Origin of the sequence: Enterococcus sp. FZMF (genome assembly GCF_030263915.1) — a bacterium.
Classification (GTDB): Bacteria; Bacillota; Bacilli; order Lactobacillales; family Enterococcaceae; genus Enterococcus_D; species Enterococcus_D casseliflavus.
Genome location: NZ_CP127160.1, coordinates 1,686,560 through 1,703,080, shown reverse-complemented (window position 1 = coordinate 1,703,080; position 16,521 = coordinate 1,686,560). Strand labels below are relative to the sequence as shown.

The following is a 16,521-nucleotide window of genomic DNA, read 5'->3' as shown; positions in this document are numbered from 1 at the left end:
TTGTCAGCCCCTGTATCTTAAGCGAACACAGAAGAAAGTAGGAGAATAACGTGAAACAATTATCCAGTGCAGAAGTACGCCAAATGTTTTTGGACTTCTTTCAATCAAAAGGACATTCCATCGAGCCGAGTGCGTCCCTTGTTCCAGTCAACGATCCAACCCTGTTATGGATCAATTCAGGGGTGGCAACGCTAAAAAAATATTTTGATGGCAGTGTTGTTCCTGAAAACCCAAGAATTACCAATGCGCAAAAATCGATTCGGACTAACGACATTGAAAACGTTGGGAAAACAGCAAGACATCATACGATGTTTGAAATGCTAGGCAACTTTTCAATCGGCGATTACTTCAAAAATGAGGCGATCCATTGGGCATGGGAGTTTTTGACCTCACCAGAATGGATGGGTTTTGATCCAGACAAATTATATGTCACGGTTTATCCAAAAGACACAGAAGCAAAACGGATTTGGGCAGAAGAAGTCGGCTTACCACCAGAGCATATCGTTGAGATTGAAGACAACTTTTGGGACATCGGTGCAGGACCTTGTGGACCGGATTCAGAGATTTTCTATGACCGTGGTCCTGAGTTTAATGACGTAGCGGAAGATGATCCCGAAAACTACCCTGGTGGCGAAAATGAACGCTATTTGGAAATCTGGAATCTGGTCTTTTCAGAATTCAATCATCAACCAGATGGCTCCTATGAACCACTACCACATAAAAACATTGATACGGGGATGGGGCTGGAACGAATGGTTTCTATCGTTCAAAATGCACCAACCAATTTTGAAACAGACTTGTTTCTGCCGATCATTAATGCAGTGGCAGATTTAAGCGGTCGTGTGAACTACGGCGACAGCAAAACGACAGATATCTCCTTTAAAGTGATTGCAGACCATATCCGCGCGCTTTCTTTTGCGATCGGCGATGGGGCACTTCCTTCAAATGAAGGCCGTGGCTATGTTTTACGTCGTTTATTACGTCGTGCAGTCATGCACGGGAAAAAATTAGGGATCGATACTGCCTTCTTATACAAATTAGTACCGATCGTTGGCGAGATCATGGAAAGCTACTATCCTGAAGTACTAGAGCAGCAAGAATTTATTGAGAAAGTGATCCGCAACGAGGAAGAACGTTTCCATGAAACGATCAATGAAGGGTTAGATATTTTAAATCAAGTGATCGCCCAAGTAAAAGCAGACGGTCAAGATACGTTAGCTGGTCAAGATATTTTCAAATTGTATGACACTTATGGCTTCCCAGTTGAATTGACAGAAGAAGTGGCGGAAGACGAAGGGTTGAAAGTGGACCACCAAGGGTTTGAACAAGAAATGGATGCACAACGTGCCCGTGCTCGTGCGGCTCGACAAACGGAGCTTTCAATGGGCGTACAATCCGCTTTATTGACAGATATCAAAGTAGACAGCCGTTTCGTTGGCTATGATTCACTTGAAGCAAACAGCGAATTATTAGTGATCATCCAAGACGAAGCGTTACATGATTCTGTTTCGACAAGTGAAGCAAAACTGATTTTTGCCGAAACACCATTTTACGCAGAAATGGGTGGACAAGTTGCGGACACAGGCACGATCGTAGCAGAAGATGGTACGATCGTAGCGGAAGTGACGGATGTCAAAAAAGCACCGAACGGTCAGTTCTTGCATACTGCTACAATCAAAGCGCCACTACAAGAAGGCGTGAACTATTTCTTACAAGTGGATCAGCATCGTCGCAATAAGATCATTAAAAATCATACGGCGACTCACTTATTGCATAAAGCCTTAAAAGAAGTATTAGGCAGCCATGCGAACCAAGCAGGTTCATTAGTTGCTCCAGGACATTTGCGCTTTGACTTTAGTCATTTTGGGCAAGTGACCAGCGAAGAGCTGAGCCAAATGGAACAAATCGTCAACCAGAAAATTTGGGAAGCTCTTCCTGTTGTGACGATCGAAACGGATATCGATACCGCAAAAGGCATGGGAGCGATGGCACTCTTTGGTGAAAAATATGGGCATGACGTTCGCGTCGTCAATGTTGCCGATTGGTCGATCGAATTATGTGGGGGAACCCATGTAGCAAATACGGAGGATATCGGTATTTTCAAAATCGTTTCTGAATCAGGGATCGGTGCTGGTGTTCGTCGGATCGAAGCAGTGACTAGTCAAGAAGCTTATACGTTATTGCATGAAGAAGAAGCGCAATTAAAAGCAATTGCAGGGATCGTTAAATCCGCCCAATTAAAAGAAGTTGTTGCCAAAACAGAACAACTGCAAGCGCAGCTGCGTGAATTGCAAAAAGAAAACGAAGCTCTTGCCAGCAAGTTAGCAAACCAGCAAGCAGGTGATGTTTTCAAGGATGTCAAAGAAGTAAATGGTCTGCGTCTGATCACAGCAAAAGTGACTGTAAAGGACATGAACCAATTACGTCAACTAGCTGACCAATGGAAACAAAAAGACCATTCTGATATTTTAGTGTTAGCTACCGCGAATGATGGCAAAGTGAATCTTTTAGCTGCCATGAACAAAGCAGCCAACGAAAAAGGATTGAAAGCGGGCGATTTGATCAAAGAGATCGCACCTAAAGTTGGCGGCGGCGGTGGCGGCCGTCCTGATATGGCACAAGCCGGCGGGAAGAATCCAGAAGGAATCGCAGCAGCACTTGAGACAGCAGCAGCGTGGTTAGCTGCCAAGTAAGCACACTATGGTTGAATCTGTACCCGCGAGTTCCTTTCCTTTAAGAAGATAGGTGAAAGAGGAGCGTAGGTCTTTAACACATTCCTTTTTTGAACGAAGATGACGGTGGGGGAGACCCTTCCGTTATCTTTTTCCTTTTTTCATACATGTTATCTGAAAATGCGTTTGATAATTGAAGGGAATTCGCTTTTTTTTCGAAAAAACGATACGAATAGTTGTTTAATTGAATTCCTTCGGGGTAAAATAAGAAAGATGGTTTTTTGAGAGGGTGATGATTTGCTAAACTTTTTTTTAGATCGTAGCAAAAAAAATGGTGTCTACGAACGTACAGCCATCGGGAAATTAGCAGGTAGCCTAGGGTTGCTTTCCAACCTACTATTATTTGCTGGGAAATTTATCATTGGCTTATCTGCCCAGTCTGTTTCGATTATGGCAGATGCCATCAACAGTCTTTCAGATACCGCCTCGTCTATTTTAACATTGATCGGTTTTCGGATCTCTGCGAAACCAGCCGACAGTGAACATCCATATGGTCATGAGCGATTTGAAGCCATCAGTGGGTTTGTAGTATCTTTGATCATCACGTTTGTTGGCGGCCAATTTCTCATCAGCTCTGTGCAACGCATCATGGAACCGACGAGTATCCGTCTTTCCCCACTATTGTTTATCGTTTTGGTCTTATCGATTTTGATCAAAATCTGGCAGGGAGCGATGTACCGCAAACTGGCGAACCTGATCGGCTCTCAAACACTTAAAGCCAGCGGACAAGACAGTCTCAACGATGTGTATACAACGGGGGCAGTTTTGTTTTCAGCGACGATCGAGTGGCTGACTGGCCTACGTATCGATGGCTTTGTCGGCTGTCTGATTGCCTTGTATATTTTGATTAGCGGAATCAAAATGATTCGTTCCTTTATCAACGAATTATTAGGGGCACGCCCAACCCAAGAAGAAGTAGCTGCCATGGAGCAACGCTTGGATCACTATCCGACGATTCTCGGTTACCATGATTTACTGGTTCATAATTATGGACCGAAAAATCGCTTTGCCAGTGTGCATATCGAAGTGGATGAAACGTGGTCTTTACGAGAAGCGCATGAGGTGATTGATGCGATTGAACAAGATTTTCGCCAATCTTTAAAGGTCGACCTGGTCTGTCATCTTGATCCAGTACCAATTCAAGATCAGCAGTATCGGCATTTAAAAAAAGACGTGTCAAAGATCATTCGCTTCGTTGACCCACAGTTACGGATGCATGATTTTCAGGTCAAAGGAGATCTGTTGGCTTTTGATTTAGTGATTCCCGCAAAACCGGCGTATAGTGATCAAGAAATCGAAGAAATGTTGAAACAAAAAATCAAAGAAACACTAGGGGACTATGAATTGAAGCTTGCTTTCGATCACAGTTACCTATTATAGGGTTACAGGATATAGGAGGAAACTATGATAAAAATGGATATGAGCATGATTTCCACGGTATTATTGGCACTTTTGTTTATTAATACGATCGCTGCCTTTATTACTGTTTTTCGGAAACCACGCTCGATTGCAAGTGTCTTTGCTTGGATGATGACGTTGGTATTCATCCCCGGCATCGGGTTCTTGTTGTACTTGTTTTGTGGTCGGGGGATCGACGGAGAAATTATTTATAAATTTAGTGAGCACCACCAAAGTAGGATCAATGAGTTGAATCAAATCATCAAAGTGCACAATTATTCTTTTCCTGAACATCCTTACTCAGATGACAATCATCTATTAGAGCGCTATTTTAAGAACCTTGATGAATCGCCCTTGACGAAAGGAAACAAAGTAGAATTTTATACAGATGGAAAAGAAAAATTTGCAGCATTGTTTGAGGACATGAAGCAAGCAGAAGATAATCTGCATGTGGAGTATTATTCGTTTTTTAATGATGAGATCGGTGGCCAATTCTTGTCAATCTTGATCGATAAAGCCCGTGAAGGTGTTGAAGTGCGTTTGGTCTATGATCCATGGGGGTCACCGAAGGCCAATCGGAAATTCTTTCAACCGTTGATTGATGCCGGTGGAAAAGTCGTGCCTTTCATCACTTCGAAGAACCTGATCCGCAACACACGATTGAACTACCATCTACATCGAAAAATCGTTGTGATCGACGGTCAAATCGGATGGACTGGCGGCTTTAATGTCGGCGATCAGTATTTAGGGAAAAAGGCCAAATTTGGCTATTGGCGAGACACCCATGCGAGAATCGTAGGTACTGCCAGTTTTACACTACAAGAGATTTTTATTCGTGACTGGAACGCATCTGTAAAAAGAGAAGAGGATCAGCTGGAATACGAGGATCGCTACTTTATTCTACCGCCGAAAGAGCGCTCTGGAAATGTTGATTTGCAGATCGTCGCTGATGGGCCTGAAAGTGAGACCCAAATTCTCAAAGGCGGTTTTGTAAAAATGATCTTAGCTGCCAAAGAATCGATTTGGATCCAAACGCCTTATTTGATTCCTGATGACAGTATGATGAACGCATTGGAAATTGCCATCCACTCAGGTGTAGACGTCCGAATCATGATTCCATGTATGCCTGACCACCCATTCATTTATCGGGCAACACAGCATTATGCCAATTACTTGCATCGCCGTGGTGCAAAAATCTACATCTATAACAATGGTTTCCTCCATGCGAAGACGGTCATGATGGATGATACCATTAGTTCCTTTGGGACGACGAATCAAGACATTCGGAGTTATGCCTTGAATTTTGAAGTCAATGCCTTCGCCTACGATCACGATGTCACGCAAACGTTGAAAGGCTTCTTTGAAGAAGATATGGCACAATCAACATTATTGACGGATGAAATTTTGGCGAAGCAATCTTACTGGTTGCGCTTCAAACAAAACTTCTCTCGGTTATTGTCTCCGATCCTTTAATTTCATCGCTTTTGCTAATCCTTGGCGTGCCAAATGGTCGGCACCTTTATTTTGACTCTCAGGGACCCATTGGATGATTGCTAAAGCGAACTGTTTCAACAAGTATTGAATTTCTGTTAAATAATCAGAAAAAGCAGGGTTTTTGGTATAATTCTTGTCGATGGTCTGCGCAACGACTTTGCTGTCGGTATAGAGCATAATTGTCTGTTCCTGTAAACCTTTGTCAATCAGCAGCTGCAACGCGTTGACCATCACAGCGAACTCTGCTTGGTGGTTGGTTGAATCAGGTAGCGGAAACGCAATTTGTTCATGCAGATCAGTACCGACAATGACGATTCCACCGCCACTAGGGCCGGGGTTGCCTTTCGTGGAAGCATCAAGATAAACTTTTAACATTGTCTCACCCTTTTTTGATATGATAAAGATAGTATACTAGAAATTTTATGTTGTGAGGAACTTTTATGAAGCGTAAATTGTATTGGCAACCGGAAGCTGCTACAGCGATCATTTATTGGTCGTTTACTATGATGATATTATTTATCAGTTTGATTCTTTCGCTAGAAAATACCAGACCTTATTGGAAAAGCAACCTCGTTTTAGCCGTCTTTTTCTTTTTTGTATGGTTAGGGATTCACCGAAGCATGCTCATCAGGAATGATTTGCTCCTGATTCGCTATGCGCGCTTATGGAAGAAAAGCCTTATTTCTTTACCTGAGATAGAAAAATGGCAAATTATAAACCGTTTAATAAGCATTACCGATCATCAAAAAACGTATACCTTCACGTTGCGTAAAAAAGATGTGGCATGGTTAGAAACTTTTTTTCAAGAAAAAATCCCTGAAAAAAGGGTGCAGGTCAAAACCAACGAGTAATTCATAGGAATCTAGAAAGCAGCGATCACTCCTTTTGGCGATACAGCCTTAGGAGGGACGTTGTTTTTTGTTTACATAAAGGATTCGTGAAACTTCTTGTAAAAGTGTGAAAAATCTCTCTTTCTTTCTGAATAAAATCAAGTATAATAAGAGCATAGCAAACAAAATACATTTTAAAGTGCTAAATAGTTCGTGAATTGAGGGTAAAAATGAAATCAGATATCGAAATTGCACAAGAATCAATGCCTAAACCGATTATTGAAATTGCTGAACCACTTGGTTTAACAGGGGATGACCTGGAACTTTATGGCAAGTATAAAGCAAAAATCGAATGGTCGGCAATCACCGAAAAAGCAAACAATCCGCTGGGTAAACTCATTTTAGTCACAGCGATCAGTCCGACACCCGCTGGAGAAGGCAAGTCAACCGTGACCATTGGACTTGCAGATGCGTTAAATCAAATCGGCAAGCAAACCGTCATCGCCTTACGTGAGCCATCTTTAGGACCAGTAATGGGCATCAAAGGCGGCGCTACCGGCGGCGGCAAAGCACAAGTGTTGCCGATGGAGGACATCAACTTACACTTCACTGGCGATATGCATGCGATCACAGCAGCAAACAATGCCTTGTCTGCATTGATCGACAATCATATCCAGCAAGGTAATGAGTTGGGGATCGACGGACGTCGGGTCACATGGAAACGGGTTGTCGATTTGAATGATCGAGCGTTACGACAAGTGATCGTCGGTCTAGGGGGACCGTTACAAGGCGTTCCCCGAGAAGACGGTTTTGACATCACCGTTGCTAGTGAAATCATGGCGATTTTGTGCTTGGCAACAAGCATTGATAATTTAAAAGAGCGATTAGGAAAGATTTTAATTGGTTATTCTTTTGAGAAACAACCGATTTACGTAAAAGATCTGGCGGTCCAAGGTGCTTTAGCCTTACTTTTGAAAGATGCCCTCAAACCGAATCTCGTTCAAACGATTGAAGGAACCCCTGCGCTGATCCATGGCGGACCTTTTGCAAATATCGCTCATGGGTGTAATAGTGTCATCGCAACCGAAACGGCTTTGCACTTAGGCGAATACACAGTGACCGAAGCTGGGTTTGGTGCTGACTTAGGGGCAGAGAAATTTCTTGATATCAAAACACCGAACTTATCAAAGGCACCAGATGCGATCGTAGTAGTAGCGACGATCAGAGCACTGAAGATGCATGGTGGGGTCGCTGTGGCTGATTTAGGGACAGAAAACTTAAAAGCATTAGAGTTAGGCTTCAGTAATTTAAAGCGACATGTTGAAAACATGCGTAAATACGGGATTCCAGTTGTCGTTGCGCTTAATGAGTTCTCACAAGACACCGAAGCGGAGCGAACACTAGTCGAAACCATGTGCCAGCAAATCGACGTCACCATCGCACGGACAGCCGTTTGGGCAGACGGTGGTGCAGGTGGAACGGATCTAGCAAAAGCAGTGGTTCAAGTAATCGAGGAAAAACCTGCCAACTATCAACGCTTGTATACCGACGATTTGCCTTTAGCGGATAAAGCTTCTTTGATCGTGCGGGAGATCTATGGCGGGGCAGAGGTTGAGTTTGCGCCGAAAGCCAAGGCACAGTTGCAAAGCTTCAAAGAACAAGGCTGGGATCAGCTGCCGATCTGTATGGCAAAAACCCAGTATTCCTTCAGTGATGATCCAAAGCGATTGGGCGCACCAGATGACTTTACAGTAACGATTCGCGAATTCGTGCCAAAATTAGGGGCTGGCTTTATCGTAGCCTTGACAGGTGCCGTGATGACGATGCCAGGATTACCGAAGAAACCTGCCGCCATCAATATGGACGTGACTTCTGATGGCCAAGCGATCGGTCTTTTCTAAAAGAGCACTCACAAACAAAGAAGGCATTCGCGGCATTTGAAACGGAAAAACGGAAAGAGATGATTTGAAAGGACGGATGCAAGCGGCATTCGTCTTTTTCTCGTTCATTAGACGTGATGGAAGATAAAAGTAGGGATTCTTGTTATAATAATCAAGGAAGCAAGCAAAAGTCTATTTTCTTTCTTTTGATAATCAAGTATACTTAACCAATTGAGGTGATCTTTGTCAATGGAGCTACAACTAACTAGGAGGACTGGTTTTTATGGAATGGGCAGTCCCTTGGTGATCATGCAAGGAAAAAAAAGAATCGCTGCCATCAATCATCAGCAAACGATTTTTTTGGCGCTGGCTGAGCAGACGCCGATCCGTGTGCGCATGTTTTTTTTGGAAAGTCAGCCTTTTCAGTTACCAAAAGACCAATCAGCGCTCAAGCTGGAGGTCGTGATGAATCCTGCGCTTAAAAGAATATATATCGGCTTTTATTTAAGCCTTTTTCTCATGATGGGGGTATTAGGCTTATTATCCATCTCCCTTTACTCGTTGCTTTTTGTCGGTGTGTATTTAGTGGCATATTTTGTCTTTGTTTTGATTTATTTAAAAAAAGCGTATCTTATCAAGGAGGTTCCTCATGGCTAGTGGTGCAGATCAATTTTTGAGCAGTTTTAATCGAATCGAAAAGCGGCTTCGTGACGAATTGGATAATCCGCGGAATATGGGTTTTTCTGAAATGGTTCGTCGCTTGTCAAAAAGCAAAAATATCAATGTCAGAAGAGCAGAAGATGATCTATTACAAATGGCTCAGCTGCGCAATGCCATCGTACATGAAAAAATCGGAGAAAACTTTGTCATTGCAGAACCGAATGAATGGGTCGTCAATCGCATCCAAGAAATTGAACGCTCCTTACTGGCACCTGAAAAAGTCATGCCGCGTTTTGCGAAACGAGTGACTGGTTTTGAAAAGCACCTGCCATTACCAGAGTTATTGAAAATCGTTGCCCAAAAGCGCTATTCACAATTTCCGATCTATGATAATGGTCGATTTTTGGGCTTGATCACCTTGCGGATGCTGGGATACTGGTTAGCGAAAGAAAGCCTCCATGGTGAAATCAAGTTGGCAGGCAGAACGGCAGATGAATTATTAGCAGGAGATGGGAAACGATCGAATTATTGTTTCGTGTCGGCTGAAACGACCATCGTAGAAGTGGAAGAATTGTTTCAAAAAAATGCCCTGCTTGAGGCGGTTTTGATCACCAAGGATAAAAATCCGAATGGAAATCTCTTGGGCATCATCCGTCCACGAGATATTTTTAAAGAAGAAAGAGTGGAAAATTTATGATCGCGTTGTTTTTTTTGTTAAGTGCTGTTGTCATTGGCTTGGATCAATGGCTGAAAATTTGGATCGTTGCCAATTATCAACTGGGCGAAACACATTCTCTGATCGACAATGTGTTGTCCCTGACCTATCTTCAGAATACGGGCGCAGCTTGGAGTATTCTAGAAGGAAAAATCACCTTTTTTGCGATCATCACCGTTATCGCGGTTGCTGTTGTTGTTTACCTATTGTTTCGCTACCAAAAAAGCAGTCTCTGGTTTCGTTTCGGACTGGCGTTTGTTCTAGGTGGGGCGATCGGTAATTTTATCGATCGGTTGCAGCATGGCTTTGTGGTCGATATGTTCCAGCTTGATTTTATCAATTTCCCAATTTTCAATATCGCTGATATGTCATTAGTGTTCGGGGTGATCTTGATTTTTATTTATGCACTGGTAGATGACGAAGCAAAAGGGAAACAAGGAGAATCAAATGGAAAAGCAAATTGAAGTAATCATTAAAGAAGAAAAAGGGCGGGTCGACAAAGTGTTGGCTGAACGCTTGCCAAATCATAGTCGGTCACAAATCCAGCAGTGGCTAAAAGAAGATGCGGTCACATTGAAGGGCGAAACGGTTCGGGCAAATTATAAGGTAAAAGCAGGTGATCACTTGATCATCCAAGTACCAGAACCTGAAATTGTAGACTTACAACCAGAAAATATCCCTTTGACGATCGTCTATCAAGATGCTGATGTGGCAGTCATCAACAAACCGCAAGGGATGGTGGTTCATCCATCCGCTGGGCATCCAAATGGCACCTTGGTTAATGCATTATTGTACCATATGGATGATTTATCCACGATCAATGATGTTATTCGGCCAGGAATCGTTCATCGAATCGACAAAGATACGTCGGGTCTGTTAATGATCGCCAAAAATGATCAGGCGCATGAGTCGTTAGCGAAACAATTGAAAGACAAAACATCGTTACGCAAGTACGTAGCATTGGTTCATGGTACGATCAGCCACGAAAAAGGCACCATCAATGCACCGATCGGTCGCTCAAAAGTCAATCGCAAAATGCAAGCCGTGATCGAAAATGGCAAACCCGCTGTCACTCACTTCACCGTGTTGGAGCGCTTCGAGCAGTTCACCTTAGTAGAACTACAGCTGGAAACAGGAAGAACCCATCAAATAAGAGTCCACATGCAGTACATCGGTTTCCCGCTAGCTGGCGATCCGCTATATGGACCTAAGCGCACGCTAAAAGGCAATGGGCAGTTTTTACATGCCAAGCTTCTAGGCTTCACCCACCCAACAACAGGCGAGTCGCTAGTCTTTGAAGCGCCATTACCAGAGCTGTTCGCGGACACGTTAAAAAAATTGCGAAAAAATGATTGATTTTTTTGTGTGAGAACTGTATAGTAATTGTAACAACTAAATAGCTCCTTTAAATGTAGTCCCGTGAGGCTAAGAAGGAATGAGTAAGCAGACGACTCCCGCGTTGGAGATTCGAACCCTTACTAGATGATAACGTGTACCCAAAATCCACAGAATGGGATTTTAGGCAACGATCGGAAAACATGACTCCTACCTCAAACAGGTAGGAGTTTTTTTATTGTTCAAAATCAGGAGGGAATAACATATGGCAGCGAAAGAAGTAGTAGATGCAGTAACAATGAAACGAGCGTTAACGCGGATCACCTATGAAATTATTGAAAGAAATCGAGGCATTGATAACTTGGTGCTGGTAGGGATCAAAACCCGCGGCATCTATATCGCGCAACGAATAGCAGAACGTTTAAAACAACTAGAAGGCGTAGAAGTACCTGTCGGTGAATTGGACATCACCTTGTACCGAGATGACAAAAAGACAGAAGATGATCCAGAGATCCATTCATCAGACATCCCGACTGCCATTGATGGCAAAGAAGTCATCTTGATCGATGATGTCTTGTTTACAGGACGGACGATTCGGGCAGCTTTGGATGCCATCATGGATATTGGTCGACCAAGAAGAATCTCACTCGCCGTTTTAGTTGACCGCGGTCATCGTGAACTACCGATTCGGGCAGATTTTGTTGGAAAAAATATTCCAACTGCTTTAAGTGAAGAAATTATCGTGGAGATGGAAGAATCCGATGGTTCTGACCGGATCATGATCAATAAAGAAAACGACTAGGAAGAAGAGTGACAGCAACATGCAGAAGCAAGAATTTCGTAATCCAGACGCAGTTTTAGACATCAAAGATCGGCCCAAAGCACTGCCTTGGTTAGGCCTAAGCTTACAACATCTTTTCACGATGTTTGGGGCAACCGTTTTAGTTCCGATCCTCGTTGGGATCAACCCCAGCATCGCTTTAGTTAGTTCAGGTATTGGAACATTGGTTTACTTGGTTACGACGAAAGGGAAGATTCCAGCGTATCTAGGCAGCAGCTTTGCGTTTATCGCAGCGATGCAGATGCTGATGAAATCTGACGGCTACCCAGCTATCGCACAAGGCGCCATCACGACTGGGTTGGTCTACGTGATCGTTTCGATGATCATTAAACGTGCAGGTGCTGCTTGGTTGGATAAGATCTTACCTCCGATCATTGTCGGTCCTGTGATTATGGTGATTGGATTAGGGTTAGCCGCTAACGCAGCTCAGAATGCGATGTACAATGACTCAGTCTATGATTTCAAGTACATTCTGGTAGCCTTGGCTACCTTAGGATTAACGATTTTCTTCAATATGTTTCTGCGAGGGTTCTTAGGACTGATTCCGATCCTTCTGGGGATCGTGGGCGGATACTTGATCGCCTTAGCAGCGGGAATCGTCGATGTACAGCCCATCATTGACGCCAACTGGTTTGGCATGCCGAGCTTCGAGATTCCCTTCATTAACTATGAACCAAAACTGTATCTGAATGCGATCACGACGATGGCGCCGATCGCTTTTGTTACCATGACCGAACACATCGGTCATCTGATGGTCTTGAACAAATTAACGAAGCGGAACTTTTTTGAAGAGCCAGGCTTGAACCGAACACTTTTGGGCGATGGTTTTGCTCAAATCGCAGCAGGTCTCGTTGGGGGACCCCCAGTGACAAGTTACGGAGAAAACATCGGGGTTTTAGCCATTACACGGGTCCACAGCGTGTTCGTCATCGGTGGTGCGGCAATTCTAGCCATCGTACTAGGCTTCGTTGGAAAACTAAGCGCATTGATCTTAAGTATTCCTGGTCCAGTCATCTCAGGGATCAGCTTCCTGCTCTTTGGCGTCATCGCTGCCAGCGGGTTGAAAATTTTGATCGACAATAAAATCGATTTTGATCGTAAAAAGAATTTGATCATTGCGTCAGTGATCCTTGTGGTAGGAATCGGCGGGCTTGTCTTCACGGTCGGTACCTTCACCTTATCCGCAATGGCGTTAGCAACTGTCCTAGGAATCTTCTTGAATCTTATTTTACCTGACAGCTCCCGCAGCGAAGAAAAATAACTTGTGCCAACTCATCGTTTAAACAGAATCAAAGGAGGAATTCATTCATGATTATTCAATCCGAAAGAATCAGCTTAAAGCATCTTTTGACGGTCGAAGCATTGACGGACCGTGAAGTGATGGGACTCATCCGCAGAGGACAAGAATTTAAAAGAGGGGCGAAATGGATGCCCCAAAAAGAACAATATTTCGCAACAAATCTCTTTTTTGAGAACAGTACCAGAACCCACAAAAGCTTCGATGTTGCTGAGAAAAAACTAGGGATCGAAGTCATCGAATTTGAAGCCTCCACCAGTTCTGTTCAAAAAGGCGAGACCTTGTATGACACGGTCTTGACGATGTCGGCTTTAGGTGTAGACGTTGCGGTCATTCGCCACGGTGATGAAAACTACTACGACTCTTTGATCCAAAGCAAAACGATCCAGTGCAGTATCATCAATGGCGGGGACGGCAGCGGCCAACACCCAACGCAATGTTTGCTAGATCTGATGACAATCTATGAAGAGTTCGGGCACTTTGACGACTTGAAAGTCGCAATCGTAGGCGACATCACCCATTCACGGGTCGCAAAATCAAACATGCAAATGTTGAAGCGTCTCGGCGCGAAAGTCTTCTTCTCAGGTCCAAAGGAATGGTATGACGAAGAATTTGAAGTATACGGTCACTGGTTGCCTCTCGACGAATTGGTCGCAGAAGTCGATGTCATGATGATGCTTCGTGTCCAGCACGAGCGCCATGATGGAACGGAAAGCTTTTCAAAAGAAGAATACTTAAAAAATCACGGGTTGACCGTCGAACGCGCCGCAAGAATGAAAGAGCATGCGATCATTATGCACCCAGCACCAGTCAATCGCGATGTGGAGTTAGCTGATGCCTTAGTTGAAAGCTTACGCTCGCGCATCATCACCCAGATGTCCAATGGCGTCTTTGTTCGAATGGCAATTCTTGAAGCGGTGTTGAACGGTAAGGCCTAACAGGCAAAAAGGAATGAATTAGAGGAGGAAGTTTACATGAAAACACTCATTAAAAACGGTAAAATCATCAAAAAAGACAATCACTGTGTTCCTGCAGCAATTTGGATCGAAGACGGAATCATACGCGGGATCGGTACAGCATTTCCCGAAACAGATTTTGACGAAGTCATCGATGCCAAAGAGCAATTGATCACACCAGGTTTAGTGGATGTTCATGTACACTTCAGAGAACCGGGCTTTGAATACAAAGAAACAATCGAAACGGGCAGCATGGCAGCCGCTCGTGGCGGGTTTACGACAGTTTGCGCAATGCCAAACCTTGACCCAGTTCCTGATACACCAGAAAAATTAGCAGCTGTTTACGAAAAAATCAACGCAGATGCATCAATCAATGTCTTACAATACGCCCCGATCACCGAAAACTTGCGCAGCGAAACGTTGACGGATGCAGCTGGAATGAAAGCCGCGGGGGCATTTGCCTTAACAAATGACGGTGTCGGGGTTCAGACTGCTGGCACAATGTATTTGGCAATGAAGCAAGCCGCCGAAAATGACTTGGCCTTGGTTGCCCATACAGAAGATGATTCCTTACTCTTTGGCGGCGTGATGCATGCTGGTAAAAAAGCGGAAGAACTTGGATTGCCAGGGATCTTGAGTGTAACAGAAGCATCTCAAATCGCTCGGGATGTGCTTTTAGCGGAAGTAACAGGAGCCCATTACCATGTCTGCCATGTCTCTACGAAAGAAAGTGTTCGAGTGATTCGAGATGCCAAAAAAGCTGGGATCCATGTGACAGCCGAAGTTTCTCCCCACCATTTGCTTCTCATCGATGAAGATATTCCTGCCGATGAAGGCTTTTGGAAAATGAACCCACCGCTACGTGGGCAAGAAGACCGTGAAGCGTTGATCGAAGGTCTGTTGGATGGCACGATCGATTGTATCGCGACGGATCATGCCCCACATGGCTATGAAGAAAAAATGCAAAGCTTTTTAAAAGCACCCTTTGGCATCGTCGGATCAGAATATGCCTTCCAATTGTTGTACACTCATTTTGTGAAAACAGGACGCTTTACCTTGCAGCAGCTAGTGGATTGGATGACCGTGAAACCAGCGTCGCTCTTTGGTCTAAGTGCTGGAACGATGATGGTCGGAGACAAAGCCGACCTGGCAATTTTTGACTTAGAATCAGCTTATAACGTGGATCCTAAGCAATTCCTATCAAAAGGAGTCAATACGCCTTTCGGTGGATGGATGTTATATGGGGATACGAGTTATACATTTGTAAATGGTAAAACAGTATGGCAAAAAGGTGGGCAATAATATGAAGCGTTGGCTTATTTTAGAAGATGGAACATACTTTGAAGGCGAAGGGTTTGGTGCCAGTGTCAATGTTTTTGGTGAGATCGTTTTTACCACAAGCATGACAGGGTATCAAGAAGCCATTACGGATCAAAGCTTTAACGGACAAATCATTACGTTTACGTATCCGATGGTTGGCAATTACGGCGTCAACCGAGACGATTACGAATCAATTTCACCGACTTGTAAAGGGGTTGTTGTGAAAGAACACGCGCGTCTAGCGAGCAATTGGCGGAAACAGCTGACGTTAGACGAATTTTTAAAACGCAAAAATATTCCAGGGATCGCAGGAATCGATACACGAGCGCTGACGAGAAAGATTCGTCAACACGGAACCATGAAAGCGAGTATCGTTGATGCAGGCGATATCTTTGATCATGCCTTTGATCAATTAAAAGCGGCGGTTTTACCAACCAATCAAGTGGCACAAGTTTCTACCTCAAAACCTTATCCAAGTCCTGGAACGGGTCGCAATATCGTGGTCATCGACTTCGGCTTGAAGCACAGTATTTTACGGGAGTTGTCACGCCGTAACTGCAATTTAACGATTTTGCCATACAATACGACAGCCCAAGAAATTTTAGACCTCGCACCAGATGGCGTAATGCTGACGAATGGACCAGGAGATCCAAAAAGCTTGCCAGAAGCAATTAAAATGATACAAGGGATTCAAGGCAAGGTACCAATCTTCGGGATTTGTTTAGGCCATCAGCTCTTCTCATTAGCGAATGGGGCAGATACCTATAAAATGAAATTCGGTCACCGCGGATTAAACCATCCGGTAAGAGAGATCGCCACTGGTCGGATCGATTTTACCTCACAAAACCATGGCTTTGCTGTGGATGAAGCATCCATCGATCCAGAAAAACTAATGGTGACCCACGTCGAAGTGAACGATGGCACGATCGAAGGGGTTCGTCATCGCCGTTACCCAGCATTCAGTGTCCAATACCACCCAGATGCGGCACCGGGCCCGCATGATGCAGTCCACTTATTTGACGAATTTTTAGAGATGATCGATGCATGGAAGGAGCAGAACTAA

At 44.0% G+C, this 16,521-nt stretch carries 15 protein-coding genes; 14 read left to right on the top strand and 1 reads right to left on the bottom strand.

The features are described from left to right. The first annotated feature begins 50 nt into the window (after window positions 1–50). The 3 genes from alaS to cls all read left to right on the top strand — a co-directional run bounded on the left by alaS (window position 51) and on the right by cls (window position 5,603). A complete protein-coding gene (gene alaS, locus QN079_RS08270) occupies window positions 51–2,693 on the top strand; it encodes an alanine--tRNA ligase (RefSeq protein WP_289229496.1) in 2,643 nt (880 codons plus the stop codon). Window positions 2,694–2,969: 276 nt separating this feature from the next. Beyond that, window positions 2,970–4,112 (top strand): cation diffusion facilitator family transporter, encoded by a 1,143-nt coding sequence (locus QN079_RS08265; RefSeq protein WP_289229495.1) that lies wholly within the window; start codon window positions 2,970–2,972, stop codon window positions 4,110–4,112. Window positions 4,113–4,136: 24 nt separating this feature from the next. Next, window positions 4,137–5,603 carry a cardiolipin synthase gene (cls, locus tag QN079_RS08260; RefSeq protein ID WP_015509734.1) on the top strand — a complete coding sequence of 489 codons (1,467 nt, stop codon included), beginning with the start codon at window positions 4,137–4,139 and terminating at the stop codon, window positions 5,601–5,603. Here the strand turns inward: cls and QN079_RS08255 are convergent. Continuing rightward, complete coding sequence (locus QN079_RS08255; RefSeq protein WP_005226128.1) at window positions 5,583–5,999, bottom strand: ribonuclease HI family protein; 417 nt, start codon at window positions 5,997–5,999, stop codon at window positions 5,583–5,585. The two genes, cls and QN079_RS08255, sit on opposite strands and share 21 nt — an antisense overlap. 65 nt (window positions 6,000–6,064) lie before the next feature. Between QN079_RS08255 and QN079_RS08250 the strand changes: the two genes are divergently transcribed. From QN079_RS08250 to QN079_RS08200, 11 genes are all read left to right on the top strand, one after another. Beyond that, a complete protein-coding gene (locus QN079_RS08250) occupies window positions 6,065–6,475 on the top strand; it encodes an EbsA family protein (protein WP_005231379.1) in 411 nt (136 codons plus the stop codon). A gap of 209 nt (window positions 6,476–6,684) precedes the next feature. Next, a complete protein-coding gene (locus QN079_RS08245) occupies window positions 6,685–8,355 on the top strand; it encodes a formate--tetrahydrofolate ligase (protein ID WP_015509731.1) in 1,671 nt (556 codons plus the stop codon). Window positions 8,356–8,583: 228 nt separating this feature from the next. Continuing rightward, window positions 8,584–8,991 (top strand): hypothetical protein, encoded by a 408-nt coding sequence (locus tag QN079_RS08240; protein WP_289230712.1) that lies wholly within the window; start codon window positions 8,584–8,586, stop codon window positions 8,989–8,991. Continuing rightward, the gene (locus QN079_RS08235) at window positions 8,984–9,691 is read left to right on the top strand and encodes a CBS domain-containing protein (RefSeq protein ID WP_005226123.1); all 708 of its coding nucleotides are present in this window, start codon (window positions 8,984–8,986) and stop codon (window positions 9,689–9,691) included. Before QN079_RS08240 ends, QN079_RS08235 begins: the two co-directional genes overlap by 8 nt. Further along, entirely contained in the window at window positions 9,688–10,173 is a 486-nt protein-coding gene (gene lspA, locus QN079_RS08230) for a signal peptidase II (RefSeq protein WP_005226122.1), read from the top strand. The genes QN079_RS08235 and lspA overlap by 4 nt, the downstream gene beginning before the upstream one ends. After that, complete coding sequence (locus QN079_RS08225; RefSeq protein ID WP_289230711.1) at window positions 10,157–11,065, top strand: RluA family pseudouridine synthase; 909 nt, start codon at window positions 10,157–10,159, stop codon at window positions 11,063–11,065. The genes lspA and QN079_RS08225 overlap by 17 nt, the downstream gene beginning before the upstream one ends. A gap of 244 nt (window positions 11,066–11,309) precedes the next feature. Further along, a complete protein-coding gene (pyrR, locus tag QN079_RS08220) occupies window positions 11,310–11,846 on the top strand; it encodes a bifunctional pyr operon transcriptional regulator/uracil phosphoribosyltransferase PyrR (protein ID WP_289230710.1) in 537 nt (178 codons plus the stop codon). Between the two features lie 19 nt (window positions 11,847–11,865). Then, window positions 11,866–13,146 (top strand): solute carrier family 23 protein, encoded by a 1,281-nt coding sequence (locus QN079_RS08215; RefSeq protein ID WP_005226119.1) that lies wholly within the window; start codon window positions 11,866–11,868, stop codon window positions 13,144–13,146. A 47-nt stretch (window positions 13,147–13,193) separates the two neighbouring features. Then, entirely contained in the window at window positions 13,194–14,120 is a 927-nt protein-coding gene (locus QN079_RS08210) for an aspartate carbamoyltransferase catalytic subunit (protein WP_151195257.1), read from the top strand. Window positions 14,121–14,156: 36 nt separating this feature from the next. Further along, entirely contained in the window at window positions 14,157–15,440 is a 1,284-nt protein-coding gene (gene pyrC / locus QN079_RS08205; RefSeq protein ID WP_289230709.1) for a dihydroorotase, read from the top strand. Window position 15,441: 1 nt separating this feature from the next. Beyond that, on the top strand, window positions 15,442–16,521 hold the full coding sequence (locus tag QN079_RS08200; RefSeq protein ID WP_289230708.1) for a carbamoyl phosphate synthase small subunit: 1,080 nt from the start codon (window positions 15,442–15,444) through the stop codon (window positions 16,519–16,521).

Excerpts from the sequence above, each read along its gene's own strand:
- cls (WP_015509734.1), top strand. The coding sequence starts at position 4,137 with ATGATAAAAATGGATATGAGCATGATTTCCACGGTATTATTGGCACTT.
- QN079_RS08255 (WP_005226128.1), bottom strand. The coding sequence starts at position 5,999 with ATGTTAAAAGTTTATCTTGATGCTTCCACGAAAGGCAACCCCGGCCCT.
- QN079_RS08250 (WP_005231379.1), top strand. The coding sequence starts at position 6,065 with ATGAAGCGTAAATTGTATTGGCAACCGGAAGCTGCTACAGCGATCATT.
- QN079_RS08245 (WP_015509731.1), top strand. The coding sequence starts at position 6,685 with ATGAAATCAGATATCGAAATTGCACAAGAATCAATGCCTAAACCGATT.
- QN079_RS08240 (WP_289230712.1), top strand. The coding sequence starts at position 8,584 with ATGGAGCTACAACTAACTAGGAGGACTGGTTTTTATGGAATGGGCAGT.
- QN079_RS08235 (WP_005226123.1), top strand. The coding sequence starts at position 8,984 with ATGGCTAGTGGTGCAGATCAATTTTTGAGCAGTTTTAATCGAATCGAA.
- lspA (WP_005226122.1), top strand. The coding sequence starts at position 9,688 with ATGATCGCGTTGTTTTTTTTGTTAAGTGCTGTTGTCATTGGCTTGGAT.
- QN079_RS08225 (WP_289230711.1), top strand. The coding sequence starts at position 10,157 with ATGGAAAAGCAAATTGAAGTAATCATTAAAGAAGAAAAAGGGCGGGTC.
- pyrR (WP_289230710.1), top strand. The coding sequence starts at position 11,310 with ATGGCAGCGAAAGAAGTAGTAGATGCAGTAACAATGAAACGAGCGTTA.
- QN079_RS08215 (WP_005226119.1), top strand. The coding sequence starts at position 11,866 with ATGCAGAAGCAAGAATTTCGTAATCCAGACGCAGTTTTAGACATCAAA.
- QN079_RS08210 (WP_151195257.1), top strand. The coding sequence starts at position 13,194 with ATGATTATTCAATCCGAAAGAATCAGCTTAAAGCATCTTTTGACGGTC.
- pyrC (WP_289230709.1), top strand. The coding sequence starts at position 14,157 with ATGAAAACACTCATTAAAAACGGTAAAATCATCAAAAAAGACAATCAC.
- QN079_RS08200 (WP_289230708.1), top strand. The coding sequence starts at position 15,442 with ATGAAGCGTTGGCTTATTTTAGAAGATGGAACATACTTTGAAGGCGAA.